Genomic DNA, 13,208 nt, shown 5'->3' with positions numbered 1-13,208 from the left:
TCATTTACCTTCTTATTATTATACTCTGAATGATAATTAATAATCTTATCTATTGATTGTTCGGCTATTAAGCTAACCTTACCAATCTTCTTTAGAATTAACTGATCAATTAAAATAAAATAGCAGATTGTTGGCTAATTTAGTTATATAGCATAATAGCTGGTAAATGCATATTTAAAAAAAAAGCTTAACCTAGGGCTAAGCTTTTTTTTTAATTCTTTAAAATTTATTTTACTTTTTCGACGATTCCTTTAAAAGCATCTGGGTGATTCATGGCTAAGTCAGCTAATACTTTCCGGTTTAAGTTAATATTAGCTTTTTTAAGGCTACCCATAAATTGGGAATACGATAAGCCATATTCCCGAACTCCTGCGTTTATACGCTGGATCCATAAACTCCGGAAATCTCTTTTCTTTACTTTTCTATCGCGGTAGGCATATAATAAACCTTTTTCAACCGCATTTTTGGCAACGGTCCAAACGTTCTTACGACGTCCAAAATAACCTTTTGCCAGCTTCATAATCCGCTTTCTTTTTTGTCGGGCGGCTACGACATTTACTGATCTTGGCATTTCTTTACTTTTTTGGCGAGTGGTGATTTATATCTTTATAAATGCTTTGCTACCAAACTCCGGGTGAAAAATAATTTAATTCTTAGAAAAATTATTCAACCAATCTAAACCGGTTTGCAACTTTCCTTAAATGTTGAGCATCGCTTTTACGCGGCCCATGTCAGCATCACTTACTAAACCAACATGAGTTAAGCTCCGTTTCTGCTTAGTGGTTTTCTTGGTTAAGATATGGCTTTTAAAAGCGTGTTTACGCTTTATTTTGCCCGTACCGGTAAGAGAAAACCTCTTTTTTGCACCAGATTTAGTTTTTACTTTAGGCATTTTATTTATTTAATTGTTGAAGTTCTGTTTTACTTTTTGGGTTTAGGAGCTAAAAACAAGAACATCCGCTTACCTTCTAATTTAGGCATCTGTTCTACCTTTGCTACTTCTTCCAATGCTTGTGCAAATTTTAGTAAAAGCAATTCGCCGCGTTCTTTAAAAACAATGGTCCGGCCAACAAAGTGCACGTAAGCTTTTACCTTGGCGCCACTTTCTAAAAATGCTTTCGCATGCTTTACTTTAAATTCAAAATCATGATCATCGGTGTTCGGGCCGAAACGAATTTCTTTCTGAACAACCTTTTGGGTTTTCGCTTTTAACTCCCGTTGCTTTTTCTTGATGTCGTACTTAAACTTGGAATAATCTACAATACGACAAACCGGCGGTTCTGCTTTGGGCGAAATCTCCACTAAATCCAAGTTTTGCTCTCGTGCTATAGCTTGGGCTTCGGTTAAGGAATAAATTCCGGGCTGGATGTTTTCACCAACTAGCCGTACTTCCCGGGCCAAAATTCGGTTATTTATCTTATATGGCTCCTCAACGACCGTTCTCGGTCCAGGGCGTTTGTTTGTAGGATTAATATTTTTACTCGTTTAAGTTTAACAATTTACAATTGAGGTGCGAATATCGCACAAAAGAATATATTTTAAAAATTATTTCTATTTTTTACTTAGAATATCCTCTACCATCGATTTAAAATTACTAATAAATAGGTCTACGGTTAAGTTGCCCATATCCCCAATACCATGTTTCCGAACCGCTATAATGTTATTTTCTTGTTCTTTTTCGCCCACAATGAGCATGTAAGGAATCTTTTGAACTTCTGCATCGCGGATTTTACGGCCAATCTTCTCATCCCGGGTATCAATATGTCCCCGGATATCTTCCTGCAACAAACGATCGTATACTTTTTGGGCATACTCGTGATACTTTTCCGAAATGGGTAATATGGTAAATTGTTCCGGACTTAACCACAATGGAAAATTACCGGCACAATGCTCAATCAATACAGCAACGAAACGCTCTATTGATCCAAATGGAGCCCGGTGAATCATGACGGGTCGTTGTTTCGTGTTATCAGAAGCAGTGTATTCCAATTGGAAACGTTCCGGTAAATTATAATCTACCTGGATAGTACCTAACTGCCATTTTCTACCTAAAGCATCTTTTACCATAAAGTCTAGCTTAGGACCATAAAAAGCGGCTTCTCCGTATTCGGTTACAGTAGGTAAGCCTTTTTCCTGCGCGGCTTCCATAATTGCATTTTCGGCTTTTTCCCAAACTTCGTCGCTGCCAATGTATTTGCTACGGTTCACTTGGTCGCGCAACGATATTTGCGCAGTATAATCTTCAAAACCTAAAGCGTTGAACACATATAATACCAAGTCTATAACTTTAATAAACTCTTCTTTCACCTGATCCGGTCTACAGAAAATATGCGCATCGTCCTGAGTAAAACCTCTTACGCGGGTTAAGCCGTGTAGTTCCCCGCTTTGCTCATACCGGTATACGGTACCAAATTCCGCCAAACGCAAAGGTAAATCGCGGTAAGATCTTGGTTTAACTTTGTAAATTTCGCAGTGGTGCGGACAATTCATGGGTTTCAGCAAGAATTCTTCCCCTTCGTTGGGAGTATGAATCGGCTGAAAAGAATCTTTACCGTATTTTTCGTAATGGCCGGAGGTAACATATAATTCTTTAGTACCAATATGGGGAGTAACTACCTGCTGGTAACCGGCTTTTACCTGCGCCCGCCGCATAAAATTTTCGAGGCGTTCGCGTAAAGCAGTACCTTTGGGTAACCATAAAGGTAAACCCATGCCCACCTTTTCGGAAAAAGCAAATAACTCGAGTTCTTTGCCTAACTTACGATGATCACGGCGTTTGGCTTCTTCCAGGCGCTCTAAATACTCAATTAAATCTTTTTGTTTCGGGAAGGTAATGGCGTATACGCGGGTAAGCTGCTTGCTTTTTTCGTCGCCCCGCCAGTAAGCGCCGGCCACATTCATGAGTTTTACCGCTTTAATAAAGCCAGTATTTGGGATATGCGGACCCCGGCAAAGATCAGTAAAGTTACCTTGCGAATAAAAAGTGATGGTGCCATCTTGCAAGTCCTGCAACAAATCCAGCTTATACTTGTCACCTTTATCAGTAAAGTAAGCAATGGCATCGGCTTTGGAGACCTCTTTTCGGACATAGTGGCTTTTAGCGCGGGCCAGTTCCAGCATTTTTAGTTCAATAGCCTGAAAATCATCCTGCGAAAGCTGCCGATCTCCTAAATCTATATCGTAATAAAAACCATTTTCAATGGCCGGACCAATCCCAAACTGAACTCCGGGGTATAAAGCTTCCAATGCTTCGGCTAGTAAGTGTGCCGAGGAATGCCAATAAGTTGCTTTCCCTTCCAGATCGTTCCAGGTTAATAATTGCACGGAAGCATCTTGCGTAATGGGCCGATTAGATTCTACTACTTCGTTGTTTACTTTAGCAGCCAATACGTTGCGGGCTAAACCTTCGCTAATGCCGGAAGCAATGTCGTAACCAGTTACCCCAGCTTCGTATTCTTTTACGGAACCATCCGGTAATGTAATATGAATCATTCTGTTAAATTCCAAAATATTGTTTTCTTCTATTAAGACTGACCCTGACGAAAAATAGCTAATAAACTATCCCGTTTTTTCTTTTCGTCGAGGCGCAAACTATCGCGTTTTAATTTATAAAGTCGGTACATGGTACGCCGTACGCCCCACATGGCTTTAATGTTTTGTGGTTCCCGGGTGTAAACCCATTGGTAATGGGGCAATGCTTTATCTAGTTCTCCTAACTTTTCATAGCTTTCTCCCAATATCATGTGCGCTTGCGGCAATTTTTTTAAAAATTTCATGGCTTTCTCCATTTCTGCAGCCGCCTCTGAATAGTTGTTTTTATCAAAAGCCAATAAAGCTAATTTATGATGGGCAAGATATAACAAAGAATCGTATTTCACGGCATTCTTGTAACTGAAATAAGCGCTATCCGCTTGTTCCCTGTTATTATAATGTTCTCCGGCATAATACCACAAGTACGCATTAGTGGAATCTTGCTTGAGGCCGGCGCGCAAATAACTCCATGCCTGTACGTCTTCTTTCTGGTTGAGATAAATTTTAATTAATTGGTTATAAGCTTCTATTAAATCCGGAGCACGCCTAATGGCAGATTTAAAATTGCGAATAGCTGCCACCGAATCAGAAGTATGGGCGTAGGCTAAGCCCCTGTAAAAATAGATGTACTCGTTTTCGGGAGTTTCTTCCTGAGCATCGTTTAAATACTGCAGAGCAAATTCGTATTTTTTGCTAAAAAGATAAAGTTCGCCTAACAATATATCTAAGTCTGTGCTGCGGTAATTTAAATCCTCAGCCTGGATTGCCGCTGTAAGTGCCGCCGGATAGTTGCTCATATCTCGTAATATCTGAGCTTTCCGGAAATGGTATTCGCCTCTTTCTTCGTCTAGTTTAATGGCTTGTTCAATATCCTTTAAAGCATTTTTATTATTTTTAGCTTCTTGGTAATACTGCGCTCTTTTAAAATAATGGGTGGCATTTTGCGGATCGCGGGTGATGGCGGCGCTAATTTCTTTTAAAGTATAAGCCGGATCGTACTTAACATTACGAAAATCTACCATCTTATCCTGATTAGGTTCAGGAGAAGAGCAGGAAAAAATTAAAAATCCCAATATAATAGGAAGGAATAGCTGCTGAATCATATCCTGGTAACTACCTGTACAGGTGAAACAGCAAAATTACCAACTTTTTTAAATTTTCCCGTAGAAAGCAAGTGCAGAATGTATCTTGTAACGCGGTGCGAAGTAGTAGAGAAATCCTTCTTCCTTAAAAATTAAATACAACTATTTTATTCAAGCGGCTAAACGAAGTATTCACTAAAGTTTAAATTGCAACGAAAACCGCAGGCCAAAATTCTTGTTCTTAGAATTCTGTAAATAAGTTAACCGATGAAAGGCATCTACGCGTAAAACTTTAAAGATATTCTCGATGCCGTAAGCTGCTTCTACGTACGGAGTTTTGTTTAATGTTTTAAAAGGCACTTGTGGCGTACCGTTCAGCCCCAAAGCAGGAATTATTTTTAAATTTTCCTGATCCAGATGACCATAAAGTACATTGGTTGTGCCTACAACCCGCCATTTTAGTTTTTTTATCAATGGTAAGCTGTTTAAAAGTAATCCTTCGAAATATTGTTCGTAATGCAAAGAAGCAAAAGCATCACTGGCAAATTCAAAATAATTCATGAGATTAAAGGTTTGCGCATAATAAAAGGAGGTTTCGTTGCCTAAATGAACTTCCAATAAAGGATAAGGTACAGGAGTAAAAATCTTACCAGCCTCTAAACGATACATGGCATTTCCTAAGCGTCCCATAACAAAGTGCTGTTGTAATCCCACGTCAAAACGTTGATAATCTACCGTAGAACCCAGAAAATATTTAAAACCTAAAGTATATTTAAAAGTAAAAACCGGCCAATGTCCCGCAGACCCTAAACTAATGCGTTCATTATCATTTTGCACGAATATTTCGTTTTTAGCGTAACGGGTTAAAAAAGTTATAGCGGCACTGGAAAAATCACGGGTAGCTACCTGGGGCTGTTCGCCAATGTGCCGGTAGTAAGCAAAATCAAAATCCGGGTTAAATACCCGGTTGCTCAGGGTAATACGCTGCATCAAGCCAGGAAAGAGATCGCGCTGCAAGTAAGCACTGGTTTGCTGCACGTAAAATGGTCGCCTTAAAGTACCAAACCGGGAGAAACCAGTTAGAAAGGGACTATCTGCTAACTTATCGGACATCAAGCCGGCTTGCTGCAAATCTTCTTTGCGGGTAAAACCAATTTCGCTCCACTTCTTGCGGGAGAAGATGTACTTACCAGATGCTTCGTATTTAAATCTTTTATCGAGTGTACCGTATGCCACAAAACCCCGAAATTCCCATTTTTTACTAAAATCAAAATTGGTTTTTCCGCCTATTTGAAAACGATGACCTTCTATGTTATTATTGGCATAAAAGTAAGGGTACCTGCCTATACTGACCGGGCCAGCTTTAAGATAACCAGAGGCCAGAACAGTCACCACTTCGGTAAACCGCTTTATACGCGGAGTGGTTTTAATGGAATCGATAAGGGAATAAACCTGCTTTTCTTCGGTTGATAATGTATCGTGGCGACTCTGCTGCCAAAATTCTTCGGAATTGCTGTTTGCGGTTTGGGCTAAAGTTATTGGTTGATCGAAGAAAGAAGCTTTTTGTTCTTTATTAACAATTGTATTTTTGTAAGAAGTATTGATTTTGGCAATTATACCGGGCCTTTTTTCACTGATGCGAGCCAAGTTCATAGTAATTTCTGTTTTCACCGGTAACCACGAACCGCCCGTTACCGGTAAAGCTTCCTGAACTAAATGGATTTTTTCAACAAAGTTTATATTGGCTGTTTTACTAATTACAACATCAATTTTACGTAAAGCGAATGATGAGTCACTTACCCAAATGGTACCATAAAAAGCTAAATCTTGCGGACGCTTTGGTTCAATTTTAATTTTATAGCACTTATTTTTACCTAAGTAAACGCTATCCTGTAAATCGTATTCATAAGCGCTTTTCCAACCATCAGCAATCGGACTGACAAAGTTTTTTTGCAGCACACTTACCCAATTTTGATAAAAATTATAATCCTGGTAAGAATTGCCGATTACCTGCGCCACTAAATTGCCGTCCTGAATGCCGTATCCGGTAACTTTAGAGGCTTTTACAATTTCTTTGGTTTTGCGGGGGTCGCGATTGTAGTAAAAATCGGAAACTGCTTCCGAGATGAAAAAGGGCAATACTTTTTTACCATTTTCATTTAATAAATACATCTGCGAATCGACCACCGAGTTAATAGCCGAGCGCAACCCCAGGCGCTTTTTGGTGGGTGCCAGATTATCAATATCGAATTGCATTTTGGTATACGACTCGTACTGATAGGCACTTAAACGACGCTTGTCGTTTATTTTCTTGTGCGCCATTACTAATCGCATAATCCGGAAGGCCGGATTTTCTCCCGGCCGGATCACTACTTCCTGCAAGTTTAAAGCGCTGGCGACTAATTTAAAGTTTATTTCCTGAATAGGAAGCCCTGGCTTTAAAATTTTGGATTGGGTGCGATATCCTACAAAGGAAACAGTTAAGGAATCTGGAATTTTGGTTAACCACAAACTATAAACACCTTGGTCGTCGGTGGTAGTACCGGTATTCGTATTTTTTATATAAACATTTACAAATGGCAAGGCTTCACCGGTAGTAGCATCAAATACTTTTCCGGTAATCCGGTGCTGGGCCTGGATTGTAAATACCGAAAAGGTAAAAAGCACTATTTGTAAAAACTTATACAAAGCTTATTTATTTGTAGGCAAATTTAAATTCAAAAATTTAAAAAATCGTGAAAACTAATTATTTAATTTTTAAAGGAATGCCTCTTTGGTTCACGTTTTTGTATTTAACTCTTTAAGAATTTACTATTGTTGTATCTTGCGGGGCAAAAAGAAAAAAATGCTTAAATAACTGGAATGGTAAGCTATAATTAAGCTAAGTTCAAAATTAAAGAGATGCACGAAATAAGCAATTGGCTGAAACTAATACTACCCTGCGGTTGCAGATACCTGGTTTCTTGAACACAAAATATTCACCTTGGATGGTATGTACCACTATTCCTTTATTGAAAAGATAAAGATACTTTGAATCCGTTCTATATCCGCTAAATTTATTAAATTTTGTATGTAGCTCATAAAAAAAGCCAGTTATGTAACTGGCTTTTACTATAAATTTAAAAATTTATTAACTCGGACTCAATTCATTCAACATTACCTTGCAACGGCGGCTTAGCTCTAAATCTTCAGAAGTAATGGGTTGGAGCTGCGCGGCGTTTTGTAACACCGCTATGCTTTCGTCTATTTCTTTCATTTCGCGGTAAACTACCGCTAAATCGTAGTAATAATTTAAATTATTGACTTCTAAAGCAATTGCCTTTTTCAGACACGATACCGCTAAACTGTTGCTAGCTTCGGTTTTGGTACAGCCGTTTAATACCTTGGAAATTGTACATTCTAAAACGTTCATGTTAGCCACTTTATAATGCCACCTACCCAATAGTTGCCAGGCACTAGCATACCTTAAATTAGCTGCTAACGAACGATCTAGATATAACTTAACATTTTTTAAATTGCTAATGCGTGCTTTTGCACCTGATACAAAAGACAAGTTAGAAATGGCCAATGCCATGACATAGTTTGATTCGGCTCCTTGTTTGTTCACGCGCAAGGCTTTTTCAGCAAAGTCTTTAGCCAATAAAAAGTGTTCGCTTTTTTGCGATTCATCGGAATAACGCAGCCCAATGCGGGAATGCAACAAGCTTATTTTGTATAAGGCTTCGTAATGCTGGGGCGCAACCACCAGCACTTCTTCAAATTTTTGGAGTGCTTCGGCATCCTTATATTCTCCTAATAATTGATTTGCTTCCCGAACAAGTTCATCAGAGACATTAAATGCAAAGGCCTGGAAACAAAATAACACCGTCACCAGCCATACTCCTACTAATTTGTTCCAGACCTTTACCATTGAATTAAATAATTACAATTTTTAAAATAAGTTAAGTTGCCGTTTTTTAGGTTTCTCTTCTATACTATTACTTACTTGTACGGACTCAACGCTTATCAGTTTATCAATATTTTGAGAATCAACTGGTAATTCGGCGAGTTCGCTATTATTTACTACTGGATTTGCAGCAACTTTAGCTAATCTCCGGGTGGCTAAACCTTTTACAGGTTTAGCTTCCACTTCGTCCGCAACCGATTTAGTTAAGTTTACACTAAAAATTTTGTAGTAATTTAAACGATTGCCCGTAGCTTTCCAACCTTTCACATCAATAAATGCATTTAATAAAATTGTTTCTACTTCTTTCTCGGATTTTTTATCTCTTTGAAACTTGATTTCCGCTTGGGGTTCCGGTTGGGTAGAAACCGCTAAAAGTTTAGAACCTTTGTTTTCACTGATAAATACAAATCGTTTACCAATGGTTGTGGTTTCGATTTTAAACCGTTTAACGTAGGTGTTCTTACTTTCGCCATCAATGTGAATGGCCGATATTACCCGTTCTGAATCAAATTTTAAAATTATTTCCATATTGGCAACATCGTAGTGGTTAGTTAAATCAAAAGACGTTAACTCGTAACTACCATCCTTGTAAATAACCAAAATACTGTCATCGGTATTAAAGGATCCTAAATACTTGCCTCTGGATTCGGTATTCAATCGGCCAATCACTTCGTCGTAGTAAATCTCGCGGCCACCCAGGGTGGATTCGCCGCGGCTTTTTTGCACTATTTTCTTAACCGGGTATTTGGTAACTACATTCCCCATGGAGCCTTTGCCTTTAATTAGTAATTCGGCAAAGTCGAAATCAAATGTTTTTACCCGGGCCGTAGACGTTGGTGTTAAAGTTATATTTACCACTTCTGATTCGCTGTTCGGGTTAGCAGTTAAGTAATGAACTTTGGTGCCGTTAGTCGCTTTGGTTAAATCATATTCTTTATCGCGGGTTATACCATTTACCGAAAAGCGCTTAGCATAAGATATGCCGGATGAGCCATCTACGTAAATCATGTTGTACACCATGTGTTCATCATTTTTGTTGTAGATACCCGCGTAAATAACATCTTTGCCCACAAAGGTTTTCTCGGCAATTCGGGTTACCCGGAATTTACCATCTTTCGTAATCGCGATTACATCGTCCATATCGGAACAATCCGTTACAAACTCATCTTTCTTTAACCCGTAACCTACGAAGCCATCCGCCCGGTTTACATACAATTTCTGGTTGGCAATGGCTACTTTTTGCGCCGTAATAACATCAAACGTGCGAATCTGCGTTTTGCGGTCGCGACCAGCTCCGTATTTTTTTAATAAATTTTCAAAATAGGCAATGGAAAAGCGAATGATGTTGGCGAGATTATCGGCGGTTTCGGCCATTTCCTCTTCCAACTTTTTAATGTATTCATCTGCTTTAAAGGAGTCAAATTTAGAAATCCGCTTAATCTTAATTTCGGTTAAGCGCAGAATATCCTCCGTAGTAACTTCCCGGCGCAACAATTTTTTAAAAGGTTTTAAACCTTTATCAATAGCTTCCAGAACGGCTTCCCAGGTTTCGCACTCTTCTATTTTACGGTAGATGCGGTTTTCAATAAATATCTTTTCCAGCGACGACATGTGCCATTTGTAGTCCAGCTCAGCCATCTTAATTTCGAGTTCGCTTTGTAATAAATCTACCGTTTTCTGCGTAGAAATTTTCAGCACTTCGTCTACGGTTAAAAAATGCGGTTTATCGTCGATGATCACGCAGGTATTCGGCGACATAGACACTTCACAATCCGTGAAAGCATATAACGCATCGATAGTTAAGTCAGGAGAAACGCCTGGCGGCAATTGCACGTGTATTTCTACGTTAGCCGCCGTATTATCGATTACCTTCTTAATTTTGATTTTATTGTTTTCACTTGCCTTTACGATAGACTCCATTAAAGCCGTAGTGGTAGTACCATAAGGCACATCGCGAATAATGAGCAAGGTTTTATCTACCTTCTCAATAGTAGCGCGAATACGAATACGGCTCCCACGGGCTCCTCCTTTGTAATCGGTAACATCGATCATTCCGGCGGTTAAGAAGTCCGGATACAACTGGGTTGGCCTTTTCTTTAGTACATCAATAGAAGCACGAATTAACTCTTTAAAGTTGTGCGGCATTATTTTGGTAGATAAGCCTACCGCAATACCTTCTACTCCCTGCGCCAGCAACAGTGGGAATTTAACCGGCAAAGTTACCGGCTCGTTTTTCCGGCCATCGTAAGAGGCTTGCCAAACCGTGGTATCTGGATTGTAAACAACATCTAAAGCAAACTTAGATAAACGAGCCTCAATGTAGCGGGCCGCTGCGGCACTATCGCCGGTGCGCACATCGCCCCAGTTACCCTGCGTTTCGATTAATAAATCTTTCTGGCCCAGGTTTACAATAGCATCGCCAATAGAAGCGTCCCCATGCGGATGGTACTGCATGGTTTGCCCGATAATGTTCGCTACTTTATTAAAGCGGCCATCATCCATTTCTTTCATAGCGTGCAGAATACGACGCTGCACGGGTTTTAAACCGTCTTCAATGGCAGGTACTGCCCGCTCCAGAATTACGTAGGAAGCATAATCCAGAAACCAGTTTTGGTACATGCCATCCACGGCGGTAATTTCGTGTATCTTTTCTTCGCTGGCAAACGGTTCTTCCCCATTTAACAGCGCATCGTTTTCTATATCGTTAAGCATAAACTTCTTCTTCTACGTCCTCCACAATATCTTTTTCTACTTTGAGGTTGTCGATAATAAAATTCTGGCGTTCCGGCGTGTTCTTACCCATAAAATAACTTAATATTTTCTGGATAGAAGTTTCGGTGTTTAAAATAACCGGTTCTAAACGAATGTTATCGCCGATAAACTTGCCAAATTCTTCTGGTGATATCTCGCCTAAACCTTTAAACCGGGTGATTTCCGGATTTTTGCCCAACTTCTTCATGGCCGCTTGTTTTTCTTGTTCGTTGTAGCAGTAAATGGTTTCTTTCTTATTGCGCACCCGGAACAACGGTGTTTCTAAGATGTATAAATGGCCATTTTTCACTAAATCCGGGAAGAACTGTAAAAAGAAAGTCAGTAGCAATAAGCGAATGTGCATGCCGTCAACGTCGGCATCGGTAGCCACTACCACCCGGTTGTAACGCAAGTCTTCCAGGCTTTCTTCTATATTTAAAGCGTGCTGCAAGAGGTTAAATTCTTCGTTTTCGTATACTACCTTTTTCTTTAAACCAAAGCAGTTAAGCGGCTTACCGCGTAAACTAAATACCGCTTCGGTATCTACGTTGCGCGATTTCGTAATGGAACCACTCGCCGAATCACCTTCGGTAATAAATAAGGTAGATAGCAGGTGTTTTTCATTTTGCTCATCGGTAAAATGCACGCGGCAATCGCGCAGTTTGCGGTTGTGTAGGTTGGCTTTTTTGGCCCGTTGGTTTGCCAGCTTTTTAATACCCGCCATATCCTTACGCTCGCGCTCGCTTTGCTCAATGCGGCGTTTCATGGCATCTGCTACGGCCGGATTTTTATGCAGGTAATTATCGAGGTGTTCTTTTACGAAATCATGAATATAGTTTCGGACCGAAGGACTATCCGGCCCCATTAAAATAGAACCTAATTTAGTTTTAGTTTGTGATTCAAAAACCGGTTCCTGCACCCGGATGCTGATAGCTCCGATTATTGATGCTCGCACATCGGAAGCCTCGTAATCTTTCTTAAAAAATTCTTTAACTGTTTTGGCAATAGATTCCCGGAAAGCAGCTAAGTGGGTACCTCCTTGCGTGGTATACTGGCCATTCACGAAAGAATAATATTCTTCGCCATATTCGTCGCCGTGCGATAAGGCAATCTCAATGTCTTCTCCCCGAAGATGAATAATGGGGTACCGCAGGGCTTCAACATCGGTTTTATGGGTTAATAAATCTTTTAAGCCGTGCTCGGAATAAAATTTCTGACCGTTGAAGTTAATCGTTAATCCCGCGTTTAGATACACGTAATTCCGAATCTGGTTCTCCAGATATTCTGGAATAAAGCGATAATTTTTAAAAATAGTATCATCGGGTACGAAGGTGATTAAAGTACCATTACGTAGGTTTGTTTCTATCACCGGGTGATCGTGCATTAACTCACCCCGCTCGAACTCGGCCGTTTTAATCTGACTGTCGCGAATTGATTGAACTTTAAAATAACTAGCCAGGGCATTCGTAGCTTTAGTACCTACCCCGTTTAAACCCACCGATTTTTGGAATGCTTTGCTGTCGTACTTACCGCCGGTATTTATTTTACTCACGCAATCGATAACCTTACCCAAAGGAATACCCCGGCCATAATCGCGTATTTGCACCTTGTGGTCGGTAATTTTAATTTCAATGGTTTTGCCATTGCCCATCACGTACTCGTCGATGGAGTTATCAATAATTTCTTTTACCAGAATATAAATACCATCATCCAGCGAAGAGCCGTCGCCCAGTTTACCAATGTACATACCCGGGCGCAGCCGGATGTGTTCGCGCCAATCGAGGGAGCGGATACTATCTTCGGTATAATTGTTAGTTACTTCAGCCATTCTGAAAGAAAGAGAAAGTTAAAAATAGATTTAGGTTAAAAGTAAAGAAAAAAGTTATAACCCCGAAAAG

9 protein-coding genes are annotated in these 13,208 nt (G+C 39.8%); all 9 read right to left on the bottom strand.

Annotated features, from left to right (window positions below; all coding sequences use genetic code 11):
• Window positions 1–226: 226 nt before the first annotated feature.
• The 9 genes from rplT to AHMF7616_RS07940 all read right to left on the bottom strand — a co-directional run bounded on the left by rplT (window position 227) and on the right by AHMF7616_RS07940 (window position 13,138).
• Window positions 227–571, bottom strand: a complete 345-nt coding sequence (gene rplT / locus AHMF7616_RS07980; RefSeq protein ID WP_115372405.1) for a 50S ribosomal protein L20 — start codon at window positions 569–571, stop codon at window positions 227–229.
• Between the two features lie 126 nt (window positions 572–697).
• A complete protein-coding gene (gene rpmI, locus AHMF7616_RS07975) occupies window positions 698–892 on the bottom strand; it encodes a 50S ribosomal protein L35 (RefSeq protein ID WP_115372404.1) in 195 nt (64 codons plus the stop codon).
• 29 nt (window positions 893–921) lie between these two features.
• A complete protein-coding gene (infC, locus tag AHMF7616_RS07970) occupies window positions 922–1,473 on the bottom strand; it encodes a translation initiation factor IF-3 (RefSeq protein WP_115372403.1) in 552 nt (183 codons plus the stop codon).
• Window positions 1,474–1,551: 78 nt separating this feature from the next.
• Window positions 1,552–3,492, bottom strand: a complete 1,941-nt coding sequence (gene thrS / locus AHMF7616_RS07965; RefSeq protein ID WP_115372402.1) for a threonine--tRNA ligase — start codon at window positions 3,490–3,492, stop codon at window positions 1,552–1,554.
• A 32-nt stretch (window positions 3,493–3,524) separates the two neighbouring features.
• Complete coding sequence (locus AHMF7616_RS07960; RefSeq protein WP_158546120.1) at window positions 3,525–4,553, bottom strand: tetratricopeptide repeat protein; 1,029 nt, start codon at window positions 4,551–4,553, stop codon at window positions 3,525–3,527.
• A gap of 255 nt (window positions 4,554–4,808) precedes the next feature.
• On the bottom strand, window positions 4,809–7,301 hold the full coding sequence (locus tag AHMF7616_RS07955) for a DUF5686 and carboxypeptidase-like regulatory domain-containing protein (protein WP_115372400.1): 2,493 nt from the start codon (window positions 7,299–7,301) through the stop codon (window positions 4,809–4,811).
• A gap of 442 nt (window positions 7,302–7,743) precedes the next feature.
• Entirely contained in the window at window positions 7,744–8,523 is a 780-nt protein-coding gene (locus tag AHMF7616_RS07950; RefSeq protein ID WP_115372399.1) for a tetratricopeptide repeat protein, read from the bottom strand.
• A 21-nt stretch (window positions 8,524–8,544) separates the two neighbouring features.
• Complete coding sequence (locus AHMF7616_RS07945; protein WP_115372398.1) at window positions 8,545–11,271, bottom strand: DNA gyrase/topoisomerase IV subunit A; 2,727 nt, start codon at window positions 11,269–11,271, stop codon at window positions 8,545–8,547.
• A complete protein-coding gene (locus AHMF7616_RS07940) occupies window positions 11,264–13,138 on the bottom strand; it encodes a DNA topoisomerase IV subunit B (protein WP_115372397.1) in 1,875 nt (624 codons plus the stop codon). The genes AHMF7616_RS07945 and AHMF7616_RS07940 overlap by 8 nt, the downstream gene beginning before the upstream one ends.
• Between the last annotated feature and the right edge of the window lie 70 nt (window positions 13,139–13,208).

The sequence above is a fragment of the Adhaeribacter pallidiroseus genome (assembly GCF_003340495.1).
Lineage (GTDB): Bacteria > Bacteroidota > Bacteroidia > Cytophagales > Hymenobacteraceae > Adhaeribacter > Adhaeribacter pallidiroseus.
Note: the sequence above shows the minus strand (reverse complement) of the source record. Positions and strands in the feature narration are given on the sequence as shown.